This is a genomic window from Sulfitobacter sp. 1A13421 (assembly GCF_043557285.1).
Lineage (GTDB): Bacteria > Pseudomonadota > Alphaproteobacteria > Rhodobacterales > Rhodobacteraceae > Sulfitobacter > Sulfitobacter faviae.
This window is the reverse complement of sequence record NZ_JBIFFQ010000008.1, coordinates 35,770-58,498: the sequence shown is the minus strand read 5'-3', so window position 1 is coordinate 58,498 and position 22,729 is coordinate 35,770. Positions and strand designations below refer to the sequence as shown.

Annotated in this window: 19 protein-coding genes and 1 pseudogene; 6 read left to right on the top strand and 14 right to left on the bottom strand. The window is 56.8% G+C overall.

The genetic code is table 11. From position 1 onward, the window contains the following. Nucleotides 1–19: 19 nt before the first annotated feature. The 6 genes from ACGYLI_RS14065 to ACGYLI_RS14040 are packed head-to-tail and all read right to left on the bottom strand — an operon-like array spanning nt 20 to nt 7,386. The gene (locus ACGYLI_RS14065; protein WP_394419646.1) at nt 20–1,054 is read right to left on the bottom strand and encodes a branched-chain amino acid ABC transporter permease; all 1,035 of its coding nucleotides are present in this window, start codon (nt 1,052–1,054) and stop codon (nt 20–22) included. 22 nt (nt 1,055–1,076) lie between these two features. Continuing rightward, nucleotides 1,077–1,991, bottom strand: a complete 915-nt coding sequence (locus ACGYLI_RS14060; RefSeq protein WP_067268419.1) for a branched-chain amino acid ABC transporter permease — start codon at nt 1,989–1,991, stop codon at nt 1,077–1,079. Next, entirely contained in the window at nt 1,991–2,728 is a 738-nt protein-coding gene (locus tag ACGYLI_RS14055) for an ABC transporter ATP-binding protein (protein ID WP_067268417.1), read from the bottom strand. Before ACGYLI_RS14055 ends, ACGYLI_RS14060 begins: the two co-directional genes overlap by 1 nt. Next, nucleotides 2,728–3,480 (bottom strand): ABC transporter ATP-binding protein, encoded by a 753-nt coding sequence (locus tag ACGYLI_RS14050; protein WP_067268442.1) that lies wholly within the window; start codon nt 3,478–3,480, stop codon nt 2,728–2,730. Before ACGYLI_RS14050 ends, ACGYLI_RS14055 begins: the two co-directional genes overlap by 1 nt. A 5-nt stretch (nt 3,481–3,485) precedes the next feature. Continuing rightward, on the bottom strand, nt 3,486–5,612 hold the full coding sequence (locus ACGYLI_RS14045; protein WP_394419645.1) for a hydantoinase/oxoprolinase family protein: 2,127 nt from the start codon (nt 5,610–5,612) through the stop codon (nt 3,486–3,488). 22 nt (nt 5,613–5,634) lie between these two features. Then, entirely contained in the window at nt 5,635–7,386 is a 1,752-nt protein-coding gene (locus ACGYLI_RS14040) for a hydantoinase B/oxoprolinase family protein (RefSeq protein WP_067268413.1), read from the bottom strand. Between the two features lie 284 nt (nt 7,387–7,670). Here ACGYLI_RS14040 and ACGYLI_RS14035 point away from each other — a divergent pair, with 284 nt between their 5' ends. Then, on the top strand, nt 7,671–8,624 hold the full coding sequence (locus tag ACGYLI_RS14035) for a helix-turn-helix domain-containing protein (protein ID WP_067268411.1): 954 nt from the start codon (nt 7,671–7,673) through the stop codon (nt 8,622–8,624). Between the two features lie 20 nt (nt 8,625–8,644). Here ACGYLI_RS14035 and ACGYLI_RS14030 read toward each other — a convergent pair whose 3' ends face one another. From ACGYLI_RS14030 to gabT, 4 genes are read right to left on the bottom strand one after another with little or no spacing between them, the layout of a single operon-like run. Further along, nucleotides 8,645–9,514 carry a phosphate acyltransferase gene (locus ACGYLI_RS14030; RefSeq protein WP_394419644.1) on the bottom strand — a complete coding sequence of 290 codons (870 nt, stop codon included), beginning with the start codon at nt 9,512–9,514 and terminating at the stop codon, nt 8,645–8,647. Between the two features lie 29 nt (nt 9,515–9,543). Then, nucleotides 9,544–10,650: a butyrate kinase gene (gene buk, locus ACGYLI_RS14025; protein WP_394419643.1), complete on the bottom strand. Its 1,107-nt coding sequence runs from the start codon at nt 10,648–10,650 to the stop codon at nt 9,544–9,546. Between the two features lie 4 nt (nt 10,651–10,654). Further along, nucleotides 10,655–12,085, bottom strand: a complete 1,431-nt coding sequence (locus ACGYLI_RS14020; protein WP_394419642.1) for an aldehyde dehydrogenase family protein — start codon at nt 12,083–12,085, stop codon at nt 10,655–10,657. Between the two features lie 15 nt (nt 12,086–12,100). Continuing rightward, on the bottom strand, nt 12,101–13,399 hold the full coding sequence (gabT, locus tag ACGYLI_RS14015; protein WP_394419641.1) for a 4-aminobutyrate--2-oxoglutarate transaminase: 1,299 nt from the start codon (nt 13,397–13,399) through the stop codon (nt 12,101–12,103). A gap of 121 nt (nt 13,400–13,520) precedes the next feature. Here gabT and ACGYLI_RS14010 point away from each other — a divergent pair, with 121 nt between their 5' ends. Beyond that, nucleotides 13,521–14,099, top strand: coding sequence for a cupin domain-containing protein (locus tag ACGYLI_RS14010; protein ID WP_394419640.1), 579 nt, complete (start codon nt 13,521–13,523; stop codon nt 14,097–14,099). A 268-nt stretch (nt 14,100–14,367) separates the two neighbouring features. Here ACGYLI_RS14010 and ACGYLI_RS14005 read toward each other — a convergent pair whose 3' ends face one another. Then, the gene (locus ACGYLI_RS14005; protein ID WP_394419639.1) at nt 14,368–14,730 is read right to left on the bottom strand and encodes a hypothetical protein; all 363 of its coding nucleotides are present in this window, start codon (nt 14,728–14,730) and stop codon (nt 14,368–14,370) included. A gap of 358 nt (nt 14,731–15,088) precedes the next feature. Then, a pseudogene (locus ACGYLI_RS14000) lies at nt 15,089–15,846 on the bottom strand (IS5 family transposase). Nucleotides 15,847–16,161: 315 nt separating this feature from the next. Between ACGYLI_RS14000 and ACGYLI_RS13995 the strand changes: the two are divergent. The 4 genes from ACGYLI_RS13995 to ACGYLI_RS13980 all read left to right on the top strand — a co-directional run bounded on the left by ACGYLI_RS13995 (nt 16,162) and on the right by ACGYLI_RS13980 (nt 19,832). Continuing rightward, a complete protein-coding gene (locus ACGYLI_RS13995) occupies nt 16,162–16,716 on the top strand; it encodes a WYL domain-containing protein (RefSeq protein ID WP_394419638.1) in 555 nt (184 codons plus the stop codon). Nucleotides 16,717–16,962: 246 nt separating this feature from the next. Further along, nucleotides 16,963–17,487, top strand: coding sequence for a DUF6634 family protein (locus tag ACGYLI_RS13990; protein ID WP_394419637.1), 525 nt, complete (start codon nt 16,963–16,965; stop codon nt 17,485–17,487). Between the two features lie 129 nt (nt 17,488–17,616). Continuing rightward, on the top strand, nt 17,617–17,949 hold the full coding sequence (locus ACGYLI_RS13985; RefSeq protein ID WP_394419636.1) for a hypothetical protein: 333 nt from the start codon (nt 17,617–17,619) through the stop codon (nt 17,947–17,949). Between the two features lie 53 nt (nt 17,950–18,002). Beyond that, complete coding sequence (locus tag ACGYLI_RS13980; protein WP_394419635.1) at nt 18,003–19,832, top strand: TniQ family protein; 1,830 nt, start codon at nt 18,003–18,005, stop codon at nt 19,830–19,832. A gap of 126 nt (nt 19,833–19,958) precedes the next feature. Here the strand turns inward: ACGYLI_RS13980 and ACGYLI_RS13975 are convergent, their stop codons facing one another. Beyond that, a complete protein-coding gene (locus tag ACGYLI_RS13975; RefSeq protein WP_394419634.1) occupies nt 19,959–20,843 on the bottom strand; it encodes a hypothetical protein in 885 nt (294 codons plus the stop codon). A 13-nt stretch (nt 20,844–20,856) separates the two neighbouring features. Continuing rightward, nucleotides 20,857–22,722, bottom strand: coding sequence for a hypothetical protein (locus ACGYLI_RS13970; RefSeq protein ID WP_133119789.1), 1,866 nt, complete (start codon nt 22,720–22,722; stop codon nt 20,857–20,859). Nucleotides 22,723–22,729: the final 7 nt, after the last annotated feature.

Here is a 22,729-nt window from a genome sequence, read left to right as displayed (position 1 = left end):
AGGTTGGATATATTTGGGGTCAGGCGCGTTTTGCCTGCCCTCGTTTTTGGAACAGGCGGCCGGACAGCGCCCATTCCCTTCCCTTGGTCAGCCCCGAGGGCCGCAAGATCAGGATGACGATCATCGCCACGCCAATCACGATTTCCTGTGCGCCGTTGGGGATGGACAGATGGGTTTGGCCCACTTCGATCCCTTGCTCCATCCGGACCAGCGCCTCGATCGCGGCGGACAAAACGACCACGCCGACCACTGCACCTGTCAGGCTTCCGATCCCGCCAACCACCAGCATTGCCAAGGCGATGAAGGTCAGCCCCAGATAGAAACTGTCGGGGTTCAGAACGCCGATGTAGTGGCCCAGAAGCGCCCCTGCGACACCAGTGAAAAAGGTCGAAATCACCAGCGACAGCAAACGGTGGCGGTACATGTTCACGCCCGAGGATTGGGCGGCGACCTCATCCTCGCGGGTTGCACGCAGGGCCAGACCCGAGCCCGAATTGGCATACAGGCTGGCCACCGCAATCGCTGCAACCGCCCAAGCCAATGCGACCCACGCGTCCACATAACGTGGCAGGCCCACAACGGAACTGGTTGCACCGGTGACGTCCTCCCAGTTGGAATAGACGGTGTTGACGATGGCAAGGAACGCAAAGGTCGCGATCGACGCCGCGATCCCCGACAGCCGCAAAATCGCAGCGCCGGAAATCAGACCGACAACCGCAGCCAACAGCCCGCCCGCGATTGCCGCAGGAAAGACCGGCCATTGTGCCTGAGCCAGCCAGTCCGGCAAGCCGGGCAACAAAAGCGCCTTCATGGTGGGTTTCAGGGTCAGCCACGCGGACATATAGGCGCCGATGCACATATATCCGGCGTGACCAAAGCTGATGACGCCGGAGTTGCCAACGAAGATCCACAGTCCAACGACCAGCGTCACGCGGATCAACAGTTCCGCCATGGCCCGCCCGAGTGCCTTGTCGCCCAGACCTACCGCCAGAACGGTCAACGCCAACAGCGCCAAGGACAGAAGGACCGGAGTGGAATAGGACCGAAGTCGCATCAAAGTGTGATGGTGCATGATCTTAAACCCTTGGTTTGGCGCTGGCCGAGGCAAACAGCCCCTGCGGCCGCAACAACAGGCAGCCGATCACCAGCGAATAAAGGAAGGCATCGCGGAACGGACGGGCATCCAGCGGAAGGAAAGCTTGCAGCATCACCGAGGCCGCCCCCAACAGGAACCCCGCCGCGACCGCACCGGGCAGACTGCCCATGCCACCGATCACCGTTGCGATAAAGGCAACCAGCATGACTGGCCCACCCATACGGACGTCGGCGACACCGGTCTGTGTGACAAGGATCAGGGCAACGGCAGCCGCAAGCGCACCGGAAATCGCAAAGGCTCCGGTAATAACCCTGTTCGCCTTCACCCCCAGCATTCTTGCCATGGTGAAATTCTCGGCTGCGGCGCGCATTTCCAGACCTAACCGCGTGTGACGCAGCAACAGGAACAGGATCACCAAGATCGCGACCGTCACCCCGATAACCAGTAATTGCAGCAGGGGAACGCTAGCCCCCAGCAACTCCACCGGCGTATTCAGTCCGGGCCAAAGGGATACCGCCTTGGGACGACCGCCATAAGCGGCCAAAAGGGCATATTGCAGCACGAACCCCAGCGCGAAAGATGCGATCATCATGGTGACAGGCGTTGCATTGCGCAGGCGACGGAATATCAGCGCCTCGGATAGCACCGCCAGCCCGCCACCAATCATCAGCATCACAGGGACCAGCACGATTGCCGGCGCCTTACCCAAAAACAAATGAGCTGCGGCATCCGTACTAGGCACGATCAGGGCAAACACACAGAAGGTGATGTATTCCCCATGGGCAAAGTTCACGAGGTTCATCACCCCGAAAATCAATGCGATGCCCAGCGCGGCCAGTGCATAAATGCCACCCAGCGACGCTGCATCAAAGAAAAGTTGAGAAAGCGAGGTCATCACGAGGCCTCCTTCACTGGTTTGGATTGGCCGAAATAGGCGTCTCGCAGGCTGTCCTCGGCACCGAGTTCGGCAGCGTCCCCGTCACCCACGATCCGCCCGCCCCGCATCAGGATCATCCGCCCACCGACACGGGCAGCACGGGCCGAGCTTTGCTCGACGATCAATAGTGTCAGACCTTTCAGCGCCTGAAGCTCCAGCAGCGTGTCATAAACCTGATCGACAATCTTGGGCGCCAGACCCAAGGAAGGTTCGTCAATCATCATCAGTTTGGGGTTGGTCATCAGGGCGCGGCCGATCACCAGCATTTGCTGCTGACCGCCAGACAAGGCCCCTGCATTTGCGTGACGCCGCTCGCCCAGAATGGGGAAGGCGTTGTAAATTTCCCAAAGGTCTTCGGCCACGGCGGAACGATCCCGCCGGATACCGGTTCCGATCATCAGGTTTTCCTCGATGGTCAGCTGTCCGAAAACCTCGCGGCCTTCGGGCACCATCGACAGGCCCTTGCGTGCGATGGATTCGGGGCTGGCACCATTCAGGATGTCGCCATCCATTTCGATCCGGCCATGGGCAGTCGGGGCAACTCCGGCAATGGCCTTAAGCAACGAGGATTTCCCCGCCCCGTTCGGGCCGGAAATAAACACTCGTGCGCCTTCCTCGACCGCGAATGACAAGTCGTCCAGCGCGGTCAGCTTGCCATAGCGTACCGTCAGATCGTTGATAGCTAGCTTGGTCATTACGCTGCCTCCTCGTGGCTGGCCCCGAGATAGGCATCACGCACCGCCTGAGAGGCGAGGATCGTCGCGCGGTCGCCCTGTTCGATGATCTGGCCCGCGTCCAGAACGTACACCTGTTCGCAAACACCCAGCACCAGACCGACATTGTGTTCGATCAAAAGCACCCCGATGCCCAGTTCCGATGCAATCCGCGCAATCAGTTGCGACAGCTCTTCGGCTTCGATTTCAGACATTCCTGCGGCGGGTTCATCCAGCAGCAGGAAATCAGGCCTGTACATCAGCGCCCGTGCGATCCCGACACGACGTTCATCCGTGTAAGGCAGGCCAGAGGCAGGTAGATCGGACAGATGACGGATATCCATCCAGTCCAGAACACTGCGGGCCTCTTCCTCGGCGGCGCGGCGGCTGTGACCAAGACCAGTCCCGGTCACAGCAAGGTTATCCAGAACGTCCAGACCGGTGAACAACCGACCGGCCTGAAACGTCCGTGCAATCCCGAGGCGGCGCAGCGCAAAGGGGGAGTGCGCCCCTACCGCCTCTGTCCCGAGCAGAACTTCCCCTGATGAGGGAGACTGGAAGCCCGTCAGGACATTGACCAGCGTGGTCTTGCCGGCACCGTTTGGCCCGATCAACCCGACGACAGACCCCGCGGACAACGACATCGAGACATCCGTCAGGGCGTTGAACCCACCGAAGGTGACAGACACGCCCCGGGTTTCCAGCTTGGCATTATCGGAAAACGATACCGGCATCGCGATCACGCCTCGGCCAATTCTTTTGCGGGTTTTGCAGTGCGGGTGTCACGTTCCGGGTCATAGGTGACCACGTAGACACCGCTTTCGTGCAGGTCAGCCGTCCAACCGGGTTCGATCACAAGGGTCGTGGTGACTTCCTCAATCACGGCAGGGCCATGTAGCACATCCCCTGCACCCAGTTTCGCCCCCTCGTAGACATTGGTTTCAACCGTCGCCCCGGAGGCATCGAACACCATCGGGCGGGTCCCCTTGAGCGCCTTGTCCGATCCCTGTCCTGCAGGAATACGCATCTGGGCGGGTTTTTCCACGTGACCGCAAATCGTGCTTTCGACGTTCACAACCTCGATCGCGCTGGCAGGTTCGTCATAGGTGTAAAGCTCTTTGTGACGTGCATGGAACGCGGCCTTGAGCTTTTCCAGCGACTCTTCGGTGATCTGGAACGGGTCGACCTCGACCGTGCACTCGTGCACCTGACCGACATAGCGCATGTCCAGCGACCGGCGGATCGAAATGCGGTCACGCGTGAAATCATCCGCTTCCAGATCGGATACGCCACGCGCCTCTAGCCCGTTGAACAGATCGTCCAGTTTCGCGGCCGCATCAGCCCCTTCCAGACGCACCGGCGCGGGCGCCATGTAGTTGTACTTCACGTCCGAAATGATCTGACCATAGGCACACAGACCCGAGGCCAGTTTCGAAATCAGAACCTTCTTGATCCCGATCTCGCGCGCCAATGCGGTGATGTGCGAACCGGTGGCGCCACCTGCGCCCATAAGCACGAAATCGCGCGGATCATAGCCCCGTTCCACGGTCACGCGGCGGATACCGTTGACCATGTTGTTGTTGACGATGGTGAACATGCCATAGGCGGCTTTTTCCACCGAGATCCCCAGCGGATCGGCCAGTTTCGCCTTGATCGCGTCGCGGGCCTTGGCCACATCCAGCGGCAGGCGCCCACCTACCAGACCGTCGCCATTCAGATAGCCAAGGGTCAGGTTTGCATCCGTCGTAGTGGGGTTTTCGCCACCTTGGCCATAACAGGCCGGCCCCGGTTCGGATCCCGCCGATTGCGGCCCCATTTGCAACAGCCCCATTTCGTCGATCCATCCGATCGAACCGCCGCCAGCACCCAGCGTTTCCACCTGAATCATGGGGATACCGATGCGATACCGCAGGAAGTCGATGTTCTTGCTGACATTGGCCTGACCGTCCTTGGTCAGGGTGATGTCGAAGGACGTGCCCCCCATATCGACCGTGATCAGGTTTTTCTCGCCCCATGGCTCGGCCACGTTCAGCGCCGCTTGCGGGGCAGATGCCGGACCCGAGTTGATCGCATAGACCGATTGGTCGGTCACGATTTCACCGCGTGCCAGCCCGCCGTTGGACTGGAAATAGCGCACGGGGTTCTTGGCGCCTAGCGAGGCAAAGTAGGCATCCACCGCGCTGACATAGCGTTGCAGGATCGGCGCCAGATAGGCGTTTACGATCGCGGTCGAGGTTCGGGTGTATTCACGCACCTGCGGATACAGTTGGGCCCCGATCGTCAGATGCACATCCGGCATCATTTCCCGCACGATCTCGGCTGCGCGCATCTCGTGTTCGGGGTGCAAAACGGACCAAACAAACGAAATCGCAACAGATTCCACCTTTTCGCGGATGAAGTGGCGGCAGGCCTCACGCACCTGTTCCTCGTCCAGCGCAGTGCGCACTGTGCCATCCGACAATACCCGTTCAGACACGCCCCGCCGCAGATAACGCGGCACCAGCATGGTCGCGGGCGGATAGTCGGGGTCATAACGATACCCGTCTTCCTTGTGGCCCAGACGGATTTCGATGCTGTCCTCGTGGCCCGAGGAGGCAATCAGACCGGTCCGCGCCCCGTTGTGGGTGATCAGTGCATTCAGGCCCACGGTGGTGCCGTTGATGCAAAGGTCGGTATTCGAAACGATTTCCTGCGGGGTGATACCGGTTTCTTCCTCGATCAGCGCCAGACCGTTGCGGATGGCTTGGGTCGGATCGGACGGGGTGGACAGAGCCTTGAAAATCCGGACCTGACCAGTTGCGTCGGCCAGAACGACGTCGGTGAAAGTGCCGCCTGCATCAATGCCAAGACGATATTTGGTTTGCATGGTATTTCTCCTTGATCGGATCTCAGGCGCTGGCGCGCAAACGGGCGGTTTCGGCCTCGTCGATTTGCAGGGATTCCGCGTCGGCAAAGACGACGCCGTATTCGATGCGGGCGGCCTCGATGCTGACCAGACCGTTGCGCACGTCCTCGACCACATGGGCAGGGCTGCGTTCAAAGGCAGGGCCAAATCCGCCGCCGCCAGGGTTGATATTCGCCGCGCGTTCACCCGGATTGATGGTTTCGATCACGTTGTCGGTGATAACTTCGGTCTTGCCGTTACGGGTGATTTCCAGACGACCGACCTTTTTCTCGATCAACTTGGATTCCGCGCCCGCCGCGCCCATCGCGGGGATGCGACGCCCTTCGCCAAAGGTGACCAGCGTCATAGGCTTGTCCAACGGCTCGACTTCCCAGCAAGCACCGGACCCGCCGCGGAATTTGCCCGCTCCGCCCGAATCCTCGATCATCGAATAGCGGTGGATGATGATCGGATAGCTGTGTTCCAGCATCTCGATATCGCCCGAGGTCAGGGCCCCGAAACAGCACAGCGGTCCGCGCACGTGCCAGCCGTCCTGCGTGGCCGTAGCCCCTGCCCCCGAAATGACCGAGGCCAGAACCATGGTCACGTATTCTTCGTCGTGACGGTCGTCCCAACCGGCGATGTTACAGCCGTTGGCATGTCCCCAACTGGCCGAAACCTTGTCCGGTGCGGCCTGTTCGAATGCCAGACGAACAGCATCGGTCAGGGTTTCCATCGGCGTGGTGGTACAGTTCATGTGCGGTGCGGGGGATTTCGCGTTACACAGCGTCCCTTTGGGCCCCATGTTCACCGTCACGTTGCGATACAGCCCCTCGTTATAGGGTGGCGGCAATTGCGCAAACATCATCAGGCCGAGGTAAACACCCGAGTAGCTGTTGCCCTCGTAGGAGTTGATGAAATACGGGATCTGTGGCGGGCTTGCGATCTCGATATGGCAGGTTTCGCCCTTGATCGTGACGGTCGCGGTGATGTCGAAATCACCGAATCCGTGGCCCGCATCCTCAAGAACGGCCGTTCCGGTATAGGTGCCATCCGGAACCTGCGAAATCAGTTTGTCCATGTGCTTGTTGGCCATGCTCAACAGCACTTCGATGCAATCCTGAACGGTATCCTTGCCGTATTTGTCCATCAGCGCGACCAGATTGCGGGCGCCGACCTGACAGGCGCCGATCAGGGCGTTGAAATCCCCCTCTTGGTCGCGGCGCGCGCGCATGTTGGTCAGCAGCATGTTCAGCACGTCGTGACGCGGCTTGCCCTTGTCCCAGATTTTCACGGGGGGAATGCGCAGACCTTCGGCAAAAATCTCTTTGGCTTCGGGGTTATAACCTGCGGGCACCGGACCACCAATGTCGGTCAGGTGGCCCTTGCACACGGTCCAGAACACCAGCTCGCCCTGATAGAAAACGGGGTAGTACATGCAGGTATCAATGATGTGGCTACCCGCATAATCGGGGTCGTTATGCAGGATCAGATCGCCTTCGTTGATGTCGCCTTCAAAGAAACCAGCGACGGCCTTCATCGCCGGAATAAGCGAACCAAGGTGGATCGGAATATCCTGCCCTTGCAGGATCATTTCCGGCGTGTGGTTGAACAGGGCCGTGGAATAGTCATGCGCCAGATTGAACACGGAACTGCGCGCGGTTTTTTCCAGAGCCAGCGTCATTTCGCGCTGCGTGGTTTCCAGAACACCACGCACCACGGACAGCGTGATGGGGTCGACGGTAGGTGTAGCCATAAGGTCCTCCGAGGCTGTTACACACCGTCCGGACAAAGCTGTAGAGGCCCCGGAATCCGGGGGAATCTCCCTGTCAGCGCGCCGCCCGAAACGGCATTATCGTTGTTGTTGGATGCAGCCTGCCTGCGGAATCGCGCTTCGTCTTGACGATGGGTGCGCAATGATTTGCGAATCCGTGCACTTGGGCGTCAAAGCCCGTGAAAACGCTTGACACATGGGGTTTCGGCCCCTAGCCTTCCTTCCCTAGCCTTCCTTATAGTCAAGGCAAACAGGGGAGGTTGGTCATGACGTTGGAGCAATATTCTACGGACAACGCAGCAGCGCCACATCGTGCCGCAGCGTGGAGTTCGATCATTGCCGAAACCTATTTCCCTTTGCACTTGAGCTTCCGCTCGCCGGAAACGTTTCGGGGCCGGTTATCACGCCGCGAGATGGGGCAAATCTCGGTCTCTCGCCTGTCAACAGAACCCCTGCAGTTCGAGCGTCGTCCCCACCATATCAAGTCCGCCACGGAAGAAGAGTATCTGGTCACGATTCCCCTCAAGAGCCCCGTCGTGTTCCGGCAGCTGGGCAAAGAGGTCCGCTGCGATCCGGGCGGATTTATTCTGGAACGCGGCGACGAGCCCTACCGGTTTTCATATGAAAGCTGCGCCGATCTATATGTCATGAAGGTCGGGCGTCAGGCCCTTGCGGATCGTATCCATGATCCTGACCGCTTTTGCGCCAAGGTGCTGAACGGGTATTCCGGCATGGGGGCACTATTTTCGTCGATGGTACAAGGGGTACACGATCAGGAAATGTCGACAGATTACCGAAGCAGTTCGGTGCTGACACGGCATCTGCTGGAACTTCTGGCCCTATCGCTGGAAGAAGTCGGGGCCGAAGATCCCGGTGCGGGATCGTCGGTCCGGACAGCCCATTTACGGCGGGTCGAACAGGTCATTCGTGACAACCTGACGAACCCGAACCTGTCACCGGACATGATTGCCGACCTTTGCGGGATTTCAAAGCGGTACCTGCACGAGTTGTTCAAAGATGTGAATGGCACCGTATCCCAGCGTATCCGCGACCGTCGCTTGCTGGCGGCAAAGGACATGATGGAGGCCCAGCCGCAGAAATCCATTGCGGAAATCGCCTATTCTTTCGGATTTTCGGAACAGGCGCAGTTCTCACGCCTGTTCAAGGCAGCGTTCGGGGAAACCCCGTCAGGGTATCGCGCAACGCTTCGCCAAGGTTGAACGGGCAGCGGAACGCAAGGCTATTGCTGCCCTCGTAACATGGCGATGGCCAGCAGCAATCCATTCAAGCGCGCCTGCGCCCCGTCGGAACGGGAATTGAGCAGGATCGGAACCCTGCCCCCCAAAACAATTGATCCGGTCTGTGCATTGGCGTGGAATTTCCACGATTTTACCACGGCATTCGCAGCTTCGATGTTCGGAAAAACCAACATGTCGGCGCAACCGGATACACCGTCGGCAGCCGCGCCCTTGATCGCAGCAGCCCGTGGGCTGATCGCCATATCATAGCCCATCGGCCCCGCCAGAAGGAACCCGTTGGCACCCTGTCGTACCAATGTGGCAGCATCGATTGTAGCAGGCATCGCTGGGGTAACCTTTTCGGTCGCCGCGACCAGCGCCACTTTGGGATTTACGACCCCCAGACCACGCCACAAGGCGGCGCTGTTTTGGATGATCGCCCGTTTTTGTTCGCAGGTCGGGGCAGGAAGGATGCCGTTATCCGTCGCCCCGATCAATCGCCCGAACCCCGGAAGCTCGGCGATGGAGATATTGGACAAAACCCGCGAGACGGCGATCCCCGTATCGCGGTTCACCACTGCTTTTAGATAGGCACCGCTGTCCACGGCCCCCTTGATCAGGATATCCGCTCGTCCCTCGCGTATTTCAGACACGGCCAGCCTTGCCATATCAGCCGGTGTTTGCGCGGCCAGAACCGTCACACAATGCTGGGCGGAACTTGGCAACAACGCCATGACCTGCTCCGGATCACCGGTGACCGTGGCATGCAGCACCAGCCCCATTTCGAAGGCCTTGGCCAATGCGATCGCGACTTGTTCATCGGCCCCGCCCGCGACGGCGATTTGAACCGGCCCCTGATGCGCAGCCTGCACCAAAAGGTCATCAAAACTCTGCACCCTGTTCATTGTGCAGCCCGCTGGCTTGGTGCCAATTGCGCCCAGGACATAGGTATTTCCTGACCGGACAGCACCCGCGCTGCGCCCTCTGCAAGGGCGAGACATTCATCGCTGCCGGGATAGGGCACCAGATTTGCGATCCGGCCCACTTTTGCCTGCAGCATGTCACGTACACGCGAACTGTTGGCCAAGCCACCGGTCAAAATGATCCCATCCAGATCGAAATTCAACACACTGCTCATTGCCCCGATCGCCTTGGCGATCTGATAGATCATAGCCTCGAACACAAGCGCGGCATTGCTGTCGCCTTCGGCAATCATCGCTTCGACACGACGCACGTCCTTGGTTCCCAAAAGCGCCTGCAAACCACCATTGCCATAAAGCTTTTTCTTCAAATCATCCTTGGTAAACCGGCCCGAATAACACAGATCAATCAACGCAAGCGGCGGCACTCCGCCTGACCTTTCCGGTGTAAAAGGAGAGGCTTCCATGCGGTTTGTATTATCCACGATCCGCCCCCCATCAAGGGCCGCGATCGAAAACCCCGCCCCCAGATGCGCCACCACTGCGCGTAGATCACCAAAGGGTTTGTTCAGGTCCGCCGCCAACCGGCGGCCACATGCGCGAATGTTCAACGCATGGCCGAAACTGAAACGCGGCAATTCAGGCACACCCGAAATACGTGCCACATCGCTGAACTGGTCCACGCTGACAGGGTCAACGACAAAGGCGGGCACCCCGTGTGCGTGGGCTATGGCATCAGCCAGTGGCGCACCCAGATTGCTGGCATGTTGATGCAACGGAGAATACAGGGCAAAATTCACCAGATCGCGATCAACACGGATCACCCCCGCAGGCACAGGGGTCAGCATCCCGCCCCGCCCTGCACAGGCGACCAGCCTGATCGGAACGGGAATATCGGACAGGAATTGCGCGACACAACGGGCACGAAAATGCAACTGCTCGGGGATCGTTTGGAACCGCGCCATCTGGGTTTCATCATGATCCAGCGTTGCCTCGGCAATCACCGACAACGTTCCGTTCGACCATTCGAAAAGCGCACAACGCGTTGTGGTCGTACCGGGGTTAATGGCCAGAATTGCGTTTTTCATCGCCCTAGCCCGCAAATACGTAGGATGTTTTCACGCTTGTATAGAACTCTGCCGCATACCGGCCCTGTTCACGAGACCCCAAAGAAGAGCCCCTGCGCCCGCCGAAGGGCACATGGTAATCAACACCGGCCGTTGGCAGGTTTACCATCACCATTCCCGCAGTGGATTTGCGACGGAATTCGCGGGCATATTTCAAGCTTCCGGTGCATATCCCTGATGACAGGCCAAACGCTGTGTCGTTCGCCAAGGCCAGCGCATGATCGAAATCATCCGCTGCAATCACACTTGCGCAAGGACCAAAGATTTCCTCTTGGCTGATCCGCATAGAGTTTTGCGCGTTCCGGAAAATGGCCGGACGCTGGAAAAATCCTTCGGTCGGGGCGTTGATCTGCTCGCCTCCAAACACCTCGGCGCCTTCTTCGCGCGCAAGATCGACATAGGCCAGATTAGAACGGAGCTGTTTTTCAGAGACCACCGGCCCGATCTGAGTGCCCGCGCCCAACGCATGCCCGACCTTTAGCGCCGCAGCGGCGGTGACCAGCCGGTCACAGAAATCATCATACACTGCACGATGCACAATCAGGCGCGACGAGGCGGTACAACGTTGTCCCGTGGAATAGAATGCACCATTCAGGCAGGCTTCGATCGCAAGGGGCATATCTGCATCGTCCATCACGACCATGGGGTTTTTGCCCCCCATCTCAAGCTGGACCTTTTTCAGGCCTCGCGCGGCCTCGACGGCCAAGGCCCGACCGACAGGCACGGATCCGGTAAAGGAAATCGCATCGATCAGAGGATGTTCGACCATCGCCTGCCCAACAACAGACCCTGCCCCCATGACCAGATTAAAGACACCCACAGGCAACTCTGCTTCGGCAATGATCTGCGCCAGCAGATGGGCCGTCCCCGGTGTCAATTCAGCCGGCTTGAAAACAACGCAATTGCCGTAACACAGTGCCGGAGCAATTTTCCACGCAGGTATCGCGATCGGGAAATTCCAGGGCGTAATCACACCGACGACACCAACCGGTTCGCGAGTAACCATGACATCGACGTCAGGCCTTACAGAGTCGATGGCATCGCCAGCGATCCGCAGGGTTTCTTGCGCAAAGAACTTGAATATCTGAGCCGCGCGAACGGTTTCGCCGATAGCTTCAGGCAGGGTTTTACCTTCTTCCCGTGCCAGCATGTGCCCAAACTCGCCCTTACGCGACAGGATCGCTGCGCCGATCCGTTCCAAAGCATCCGCACGCACCTGCGGGTTCGACAGCCCCCACGCAGGAACAGCCTGAGCCGCCGCCTGCGCGGCCTGATCCAGATCAGCGGCCGACCCGCTGGCATATTGACCGATAAGATCGGTCAAATCGGACGGGTTCCGGTTTTCAAGGCTTTCTTCGCAGCCAACCCACTGCCCGTTGATATAATTCTGGTGCATGCCGTCCCCCACCGGTCAAGCCGCAACTGGCCGGGCTGCGGCGGCCTCGATCGAGGCCTCCAGCAGGTCCAGCGCCTCGGCCACATGGGCCTCGGGGGTGGTCAATGGCGGCAACAAACGGATGACATTTCCGTAGGTGCCGCAGGGCAGGATAATCAGGCCGCGCTTTTCCGCTTCGGCCACAATCGCGTTTGTCATAGCCGCATCCGGCGTCTTGCTATCCCGGTCTGTGACCAGCTCGAACGCGACCATCGCCCCCAAGCCGCGCACATCACCGATCATTTCCATGCCCTGACGGTCGGCAATGATTTGCAGACGTGATTTGATCGTATCGCCCAACCATGTGGCGCGGGCACACAGGCCTTCTTCTTCGATCACGTCCAGAACAGCATTTGCCGCAGCAACAGCCAAGGGATTACCGGCGTAGGTACCGCCGATCCCGCCAATCGGGGCAGCATCCACGATTTCGGCCCGACCGGTCACGGCCGACAAGGGGAACCCGCCAGCCAGTCCTTTTGCCATCGTCACCAGATCGGCGGCAACACCGGCATGTTCAAACGCGAACATCTTGCCCGTGCGCGCCATGCCAGCCTGCACCTCGTCGGCGATCAGAACGATGCCATGCGCATCGGCGATCTGGCGCAGTTGGCGCAGGAAACCTGCATCGGCAATATTGAAACCGCCCTCGCCCTGAACCGGCTCGATGATGAAAGCCGCGACGCGCGACGGATCAATGGTGGATTTAAACAACCCTTCCAAAGCGGCAATGCTCTGTTCTGGTGTGACGCCATGATATGCGTTCGGGAACGGTGCGTGATACACCTCGGGCGGCATAGCACCGAACCCTTTTTTGTAGGGAACGACCTTTCCACACAGCGCCATGCCCATCAACGTCCGACCATGAAATGCGCCACTAAAAGCGATCACGCCAGAACGTCCGGTATGGGCCCGCGCCATTTTCACGGCGTTTTCAACCGCTTCGGCACCGGTCGTAACCAGCATCGTTTTCTTTTCGAAGTCACCCGGGGTCGCAAGGTTCAGCCGCTCGGCCAAGCGCACATACCCTTCGTAAGGCGCAACGTGAAAACAGGTGTGGGTGAAGGCCTCGGACTGCTCGGCTACGGCCTGCATGAGCCGGGGATGCCGGTGCCCTGTGTTGTTGACCGCAATTCCTGCTGCAAAATCGATATAGCGCTTGCCATCCACGTCCCACAATTCTGCATTCGCAGCGCGCGCCGCATAAATACCCCGCGTGGCAACACCCTGCGCCACCGCCTGATCCCTACGTTCCTTAAGTTTTGCAGCAACGGTCATGTCGATCTCTCCTGATTCTGTACATTCACGTTACATTTGCTCAATTATTTGAGCAATAGATTTTGTTGACCTTGCGCAAAAAGCCTGAAAATCTGCGATACACAGTGAGAAGCGGGGCAATATGTCGGAATTTGACGTCGGCAATCGTTTAAAAGAGCTCAGGATCGCGAGCAACCTTTCCCAAAGGCAGCTTGCCGATGCCGCAGGCGTACCCCACGGGCAAATTTCGATGATCGAAACGAACAAAAGCAGCCCCTCTGTCGCCTCTTTGCGCAAGATTCTGGGCGGATTAGGCATAGGTATGTCCGAGTTTTTTGAGCCGGATGCCCCGAACGACGGTGATGTCTTCTTTACACCGAATACGTTTCGCGATCTGACATCGCGCATTTACCGTGAACATGACACCATTTCCGGGCGGGTTACCCTGAAACAGGTCGGGGATGCGCGCTCGAACAATCTGCAAATCTTGCACGAAACCTATGAACCCGGTGCAGATACAGGCGAGACCATGCTTGAACACTTCGGAAACGAAGGCGGCGTGGTCATCGCCGGAGAACTTGAAGTAACCGTCGGCGAAGCCACCCGCATTTTGAAGCCTGGCGACGCCTATTTGTTCAACTCACAAGACCCGCACCGCTTCAGGAATATCGGGGACAGGCCTGCCATCGTGATATCGGCCTGCACACCGCCTTATCTGTGATCGCCCGCTGAATTCCTTGTAGCCATCTCGGGCTTCCTCTTTCATACTACAATCAGTTTTTTGAATGTATGGATTCCCAGATGGCTAGTTTCAGCAAGATTTTCGGGCGCGCGTTGATGATCGCCGTTCCTTCCGCCCTTGGTTTGGTCGCCATCCTATATTCGGGAAATCTGAAAACCCTGCCACAGGGCTCTGATGTATCACGGCCACCTGCCCTTGTGCGCGTGATAACCGTCGAACGATCCGAGATTATCGCGCGTGTCAGCGGCTATGGCACCGTCGCCCCCGCCCGCGACTGGCGCGCGTATTCGGGGCTGAGGTTGCTGCATATGCCATAAGGGATCGGCAGCTCACGAAGAGCCGCCAACACCCCTGGTCTTAGCCGTGCCGATATCACTTCACGGGCGATCGCAAACTGAGCTTCTAAAAGATGAGCGATCGTTGCGCCGCCCTCGATTTCCTCGTTGATTTCCGCAAGCGACAACCCGGTGGTCATCGTAAGCCGACGAAACCTATCGACCTTCTGGCGCGGCATGCGGCGCAGCATCGACGCGAAGGGGCGCCGACGATCCGTGATCTCGATTAAGGTGCCGAACAGATCGAAGCAGATACAGTCGATCCCATTGAGCATTTGGTCTGTTTTCAAAGGCTGTCACTCACATCTGTCTTGAAGGTCGACCCTATTCGACTCAAGATAGAAGTCCATGGGTGTGCCCGTCCGTTGCGCGTCCGCAGCACATCTCTATCGATAAGCGTTCCACTCATAAGTGTCAGTATGGATTCCATGACTTGTCGGCCAGTCTCGGACTGATACAGTGAGACCATAATCTGGTTGCATATTGAATCTGTGCGCATAGGAGGCAGGGTGAACGACGGCAATAGCCCAATCAAGTGGTCAATTGAGCAAAGGTTGACGTTCATCGAGTTTCGCCTGCTGTGGGAAGGGCGTGTGAACCGCAGTGATCTTATGCGTTAGGGTCTGTGGACATTCATCGTGAGGCGATGATGGCAGCCGCGAGATGCCAATTGGCGGCGTAGCTGGACGTTGTCTTTTCGTAGCGGGTCGCTATGGCTCTGAATTCCTTGATCTTTGCGAAGAAATTCTCGATCAAGTGCCGCCACTTATAGGCGTGCTTATCGTAATCGCGCAGGAACTTGCGGTTCGCTTTCGGTGGGATGATCGCGGTGGCTCCGCGCGCATCGAGTTCGGTGAGAAGCCAATCGGCATCGAACGCCTTGTCGGCCAATAGAGCATCGAAGGCAACGCCATCGATGAGCGGTTCGACGCCCTTCATGTCGTGAGCCTGACCGGGCAGGAGAACGAAGTTGGCCAGGTTTCCGAGCGCATCGACCAAAGCAACGATCTTAGTGGTCAATCCGCCGCGCGAGCGTCCAATGGCTTGATGCTGTGTCCCCCTTTTGCGCCGCTCGCCTTCTGGTGAGCCTGAACAATCGTGCCATCGATCATTGCGTATTCGAAATCGGGAGTGCCGCTGATTTCCTCGAAAATTCGCTCGAAAACGCCGCCCTCAGCCCATCTGCGGAACCGTCGGAACACGCTGTTCCAGTTGCCGAAATCAGAAGGCAGATCGCGCCACGGTAACCCAGTCCGCACACGCCACAGAACGGCTTCCAGAAACAGACGATTATCCTTGCCCGTCGCACCCGCATCGCCTTGCTTGCCAGGCAAGTGGGGCGCAAGGCGGACCCAGACCTCATCTGTCAACACAAACCGCTCTTCGTTCATTCAAACCTCCATTTTGGAAGCTTGAATCAGATTTCAGCCAGCTTGGGAATCCTGAATGTCCACAGACCCTTAGTTCAGTATATCCAAAAACCAGGCAGCACTCGACCTTGGGCAGTATCTGACACAGGCGCCCGGCAACATGGAATACAACCGGCTCAGCAAGACATACGAACCCACTGACCGTTTTTCTCCGCAATTTTTGGAGCAAGATACCACGTCTTATTTACCCAACTTCGGTCCGTCTCCGAAGGCATTGTCGCGCGCGAAAACTCTTGGATCGGCCTGTTTCCGGATTTTGGGTCCTTTCCTATTCCGATGCGTGGCGTGCCAGTAGCGGTCTTGCAGAACGTTTTGCGTGCCATCCGCAGCGAGACTTCAATCGAGATCAGCTATCAGTCTCTGTCCCGTCCTGACCCCGTTTGGCGGCGGATCGCACCGCATGCGATCGGGTATGACGGATTTCGCTGGCATGTCGGCGCTTGGTGCGAAATCGATAACGTCTTCAAAGACTTTCTGTTTTCGGGGATCTGCGACATTAGCGGCACGCATCCGGCTGCAGTCAAGAGTGCTGAGGATGCCGACTGGCACAGCTATTTTGAAATGGTCATTGGCCCCCATCCGGATTTTTCAGATAGTCAGAAGGCGGTGATTGCAGATGATTATGGCATGGTAGATGGCCGCATTGTTCTCAAACGCCACCTTAACCGGAAATTGGCTGCATGGCTTTGTTCCTCTGAGCGCCACGATTCGTCGAAAACGCGCCCTTTGGTTGTTTTGCGGGCATCACATCACCAAAAGCGTGAAGCAAAAGCCCAACTTGAATCGTATCCGATGGGTGGCAATAATTTACCGATGTCAAGGGGGCTTTAGCTTTTGCGAAAAATTCTTAGCCTCGCGAGCATCCGCTTCGCGTATCGGAGGGGGTGGTGCTCAAAATGCACGATTTTCGGGGTTGCGAAAAATTCTCAGCCTCGGAGGCGTCCGCTCTACGGGTAAAGGGTTTGGTGCCGAATATTGACGGCTTTTAGATTTGCGAAAAAAACTAAACCGTTATATTTCAATATGTTAAGCGATATTTTTTCTTGCGTTTTAGGTTGATTTCTCCTAGGCATAAGCATGACTATTGACGAGCAACCCTTCGATCCCCTTTGGCCTTTTCAAGATGAAATCAATCTAATCCGCAGTCTGCTTGGGGCAGCTGAGGGGCCCGACGGCAACCCAGGAATCAGGCTCAGCCGATGCCTGCGTTTCATCGTCAATGAGTACAGGCTTGACGCGCAACGCGACCGGGCAGAGCCCCCGACTTTGCTTGATATCCTAAACAAAGTGGAGGGGCTCAGCCAGACGACGCCGACGGCAGAAGTCCTCGCAAACGCGCCGTTGTTGGAGGACTGGTCCCCCGGCGTCGAGGTTGACGGCTGCGCCCGTCTATATGGCCGCGTGGCAAACCATCCAAGGCTGTCTGACGGTGCCAGGATTTTTACATCGCCATATCTTCGCCTAGATCCCCAAAATAGCTGGGCACGCAGTTGGAGCCGGTTTTATCGGCTCGGGACATACAATCGCAGCTTTATGGGCGAGTTGATCCTCGACGAGGTTTTAGACCCGCAGACACGGTCGATTGAGATCCCGACAAGGTAATCAAAAGAGGATATATGATTTGCCGTCCATGAAAGCCCTCACTCGCAGTGACTTTCACACCATTGGATAATTCAGCCGGGCGCAAGATGTTTACAGCTTTTCCCCACCCCAATAGAAACGGAGACCACCATGAACCTTATCGATTTTGCAAAGCATCTCCCTGCAGATTTCACAGAACAGGAATTCGCCGCTTTGATGAACCAAGTGATCGACCTGAAATCCATCGTAGACCTTTCAGAACAGGAGCGAAGCGCCCTATTCAATGGTGTTCAATATCTGGTTGATTTCCTACTGTTGGCGCAGGAGGTGAATGGCGAGCTGAGGAGCCATGAAGGCAACTTTATGATGGACTACCGAGGGCCATTCATTCCGACTATTCTGACCCGTCCCGAGGGGCATGGTATTGACAGAGCAGCTCTGGAAAACTTTGGTGTCGGGGAAGCAGACAAGTATTTCAGTTGAGGGGACAGGCCATTTGTCTCGTCACCGGACAGAAAAAGGCCCAGTCCTAAGCAATGATCAATCATGCGCGATCACCGCTACACCTCACCCCCGCTGAGCGGGAACCAGCCTTCGCGTTCATGTCTCGTGTCGCCGCCGTCGGCGGCACCCCTGCCATCGATTTTGGGCAGGATATCGGAGTGCCATTTCAAAAGATTTTGGATGGTGCTTCTGAGGCAATTCACTTGCTGGCCAACTTGGCAGGGACGCAGGCCGACGAACTTGAAGCATGGCAACCCTCAAAAGTTTCCAGGACAAAACGCAAGCTTGCAGGGCACCTTTTTCCTAGTCGGCACCTACTGACATCAGAGGTGCGTGGCTGTCTGTCTTGCTTGAAGGAAGACATTGCACAATCCCAGCTTCCGCCACATCGCGCCATGACCTACCGAGCTGATTGGCTCGTTCCGCAGGTCTCCATATGCCTAAAACATAAGCAGGCGCTTGTTGCACTCTGGAAGGAACCGAAACCGACCATCCGCTATGACACCGCGGCGCGCTTTCGCGATATCTCCGCCAATCAGTTGAAAGATTGTGCAGGGGGAGAAGACCGGGAACCAACAGAGTTCGACCTCTGGCTCAATGATCGACTGACCGGTACAAAAGCCGTCTCGAACTGGCTTGACCAATTTCCTCTGCATGCCGCAGCAAATTTCTGCCGCCTCTTTGGGTTTGCGTTACTGCGACTTGAAGGGATTACTCCGCAGAAGGTCGCTGATGGATCTGATTGGGCTTGTTCTCAAATGGGCTTTGAGGTCGCATCTCTTGGCGAACAGCCCATTCTCGACGCCTTACAAAAACTGAACCGGACGGCGGAGCCAAGGATGGGGCCGAAGGCCGTATTCCCGATCCTCTATGATCGATTGACCCACGACTATGCTGATGACCCGGATTACGCGAAGTTCCGCTCTCTCTTGGCTACGCATTTGACCCAGACGTGGCCTTTGGGTCCCGGCGATGAACTTATGGGGGAGCCTGTCACAGAGAGGCGCCTACATTCTGTGGCAACCGCATCAGCAGCGACTGGTATCGACAGTCGTCGACTGCGCAAAATGCTCGAAGCCAAAGATATGATTGATCGCAACATGCCAGATGCATGGGCTGTCTTTGATGCGCAACGGGCGGATCAACTTTTAGAGCCGTTGGTTGCCTTTATGACGGCAAAAGACTTTGCGGCATCAATTGAGCTGCCTCGGTATCAGTTCGATTTACTCGTGAAAGACGGGATGCTCGCGCCCGCCTTGGAAAACGCCAATACAAAACATGTCTGGGATCCACGTGATGGCCAAAAGTTCCTCGATAAAATCTTGAATGGTGCCGAGACACTTCACCAGGCACAACATGGCTGGGAACACATCGCTAAGTGTGCCATGCGGCTAAAATGCGAACCCGGCGACATTATTCGAGCCCTCGCCGATGGCCGCGTCCGACGCGTTGCGCGGAATGTTCAGTTTGAGGGATACCAATCGATTCACGTCTATCACGAAGAGGTCGCGCAAGCATTGGGGAGCGATGAGCCGACGGCTATGTCTCTGCAGGTCTTCACCAAGGCAATCGGTCTTGGCCAGCCCGTTTTCCTGAACCGCCTGGTCAAGAATGGCCACACGCCAACGACACAAATCCAAAACCGGAAAACAAAAGCGCTCCAGCGATACATCACCGACGCGGATGCAAAGGCGTTTCACGCAAAGTTCGTGACCCTCCGGACTTTGGCAAAGGCCAGGGGCACGACATGGCAAAAGCTGTCAGCCCGGCTTCGACAGGCCAAGATTACTCCGTTTTCGCCGGATGGGGTAGATTACGGCTACCTCTACTTGAGGGAGGACGTGATCGATCTCGAGGTATGACCTCACAGAAACCCTAGAAACAAGAAGGGCGGTGCATTTGCACCGCCCTTTGTTCTTTGAGTGCCGGACTTCCAGTTGTCTTCTGACCGCATTTTAAAAATGCGCTTTTTGTCGCAAAAGCGCAATTTAGATGTCGGACGTCAACCGGTCCATGGCGGCAAATATCTGCTTGTAAGCTTCGAACGGATTATACTCTGATGCTCTTAGAATGTTGCCTGGTTCGACTTGGAACTCTTCGAACAAGAGTTGCCGATGCTCCCGAATGATCTCGTCTCCGCGTCGTGGTTCTCTAGTTGGAAAAGGGATCACGGGGCAAATCTCGTCAGGGTTCAATTTGTCTCGGATGCGCGACAGCCTAATTCCTTGCTGTTCGCCGAGCACCGGAAACCATACCCGAGGAATCTGATCGGTCGATTCACTATCAAGCTGCCCGCCAAAACCGATCACGTTGGTGACGTCATCACGGAGCGTACCTCGCGCGGCGCCGATGTCAGCCGACACGCTCTCGGCGGTCGTCACATGGAGATTTACGTCCGGTCCATCTACACTCATTTTGTCAAGCTCGTGGAGCAGAGATGCGACCGCCGTTAGCGCCACCATCCTGGGCATAGCGCTAATGTCCACCACAACGTCAGTATACACGCCCAAAGAACCCGCGGCGCGCAATGCCTGCCGCACGTTCCTAGAAGTGGCGTTACCTTTCCCGGAGCGTCCGAGTGAGACCTCAATCTCGCGAATCTTCGATGCGCCGACCAAAGCTTCGAGTTTTTTAACGTTTTCGAGAGTGAGCTGGATTCTTAATTCGCTGTCTTGGAAGCCGTTGTCGAAGGCAAGCAACCAAACATCGACTTCCCCACCAAACTCCACGATCTTATCCAAAACAGATAGAGCCCTCGGGTCGTACCCACGCCCAAGCACAAACAAGAAACGCTTGGAAGGTTCATTTGCGTATTTCTGCCAAAAGGCATCAAAATCCTCACCCTGACGGAAGATATAGGGGTCCCAACGCATGATAGTGACCTCGCTAGACAAGCCTCGGCTCCCTGTCCGACTGCTCCCCTATGTCGCCGAGCTCCATCCAGCGATGAAGTGTTCCAAGCGATTGCTCACGCCAGCCCCCATATCCAAGCGGCAGGCCAAATTTCACACATAGCAATCTGTTCAGATAGAAAACCATGTAGGATTTTCCCTTCGCCTTCCGATCCAAATGCGGGGTAATCAAGTTATGCGCAACTAGGGAAGTGACGACATTTCGCAATTGAAGAAGATGCTTGATCTTTTTTTCATCTTCATTTGCCAGCGTATTTCGATCCTGCATGGATATCGCAAACCCGGTGACTCCCGGCATATAGGGAGCGGTTGGGCGAAAGGTCTGATCACGGCAGTATTTGCCAAGAGCTTCCAGAAATCTCTTTGCATCGTAGCCCTGGGGCAGGCGCCGGACCAAGCCTTCCCATCTTAACTCGGCGACTTCACGAATTATCGCATCCTGTCGTTCTGCTGACAACGAACGCGGAATGCTCCTTGGACCGGTGATCTTTGCAGAAATCTCTTCGAACAACGCTCCAGCTACCTCAAGATACTGATCGATGTTCGAACTCGCCACTGCCGCTAGCGTGTCTTTTCCAAAGTACAGCGGAGTTTCCATTTCGGTTCTTAGGAAATGCTCAGCGGCCCTCGAAACGGCCTTTTCCTTTTCATCGAGTTCATCAGCCGGCAGAACGTCGAATGCGAATGACGCCTGGCTCCGCCTTAGGTCCCGCTCGATCAGGATCTCTGTGGACCGCCACTTAATAGCTGATGAAATCGCATCTCTGCGATCTTCTCGAGCGGCAGAAATCCATTCTTCATAGCGGCTATCACCGGCGGTCTTCTCGACAAGTCGCGTCTCGATCTCGGATGACTTCTCGCCGTATCTATTCTCACCTTGCGCCAGCTCTTCCTCGTTTGCTACCAAAGGGAAGAACTCTCTCCCTTCAAAACCGTCCGCCTTGGATGCCCTGAGATTGGCAATTTGCTCGGCAAATCGCGTGAAACCAGATGACCGCTTTCCGGACCACTGTGTTTCAAGCTGGATGACGGAGTCGTAATCGCGTTTCTCCAAGGCACCTTCGGTCAACAAGTCTTGGTGGCTCATCGCATCGAGGCGCTCGGCAATCCAAATACCGCAGGGCTCCCGTGCATTGGTTACAAGGTTTATCAGACTTTTGCGTTGCGCATTGTCCAAGAATTGAAGTTCGTCGAAAAGGAGAATTCGTCGGGACCGAACCTCTCCGCGCCCATCGAACATTCTCGCCCGGGCAAACCACTTGAGACTGTCGAGCCTTGTATGGCCACCTTGGAGTGCATCTGGCTCCCCTAGATCATCCATCGTGTCATAAAAATTGCGTTCGATCTCAGAAGCCCATTCGAACAGCTCTGTTCCACTCGCGGATGCAGGCACAGTTGCTCCAGACTCTGGTTCCCAAGTGACTCGCAATGTTTTCAGATCATCCGGATATAGTCGTCCACTTTGATCAAGGAGTGATCGGAGCGTCGCGATGACGATTCTAGAATCCAGAAGCGATCTGAATAACCCATTGCCGCGATCGATCTGCGCCAAATCTTGATACTCTGTCGAGAACGAAATCATGGCACCAAGCAACTTGGCTCCGTTTTCATCTACGGCACCGAGATTACTCAAGACATCGAACGTTGGCTTGACCTGCTGATCTTCCCGCAACGACACAACGAGCTCGAGCGGGCGCGGCAGCATCATTCGCAGCAAGGTTGTCTTTCCGCCCCCAGGAGCGCTTCGAAAGAAGACTAGTCCGGAAAACGGATCTTCTTTGTCGTCGACGACATCCAAAGCTCCAGGCCCGAACAGTCTGACGAACTGTTCATCACTCACCGAACGC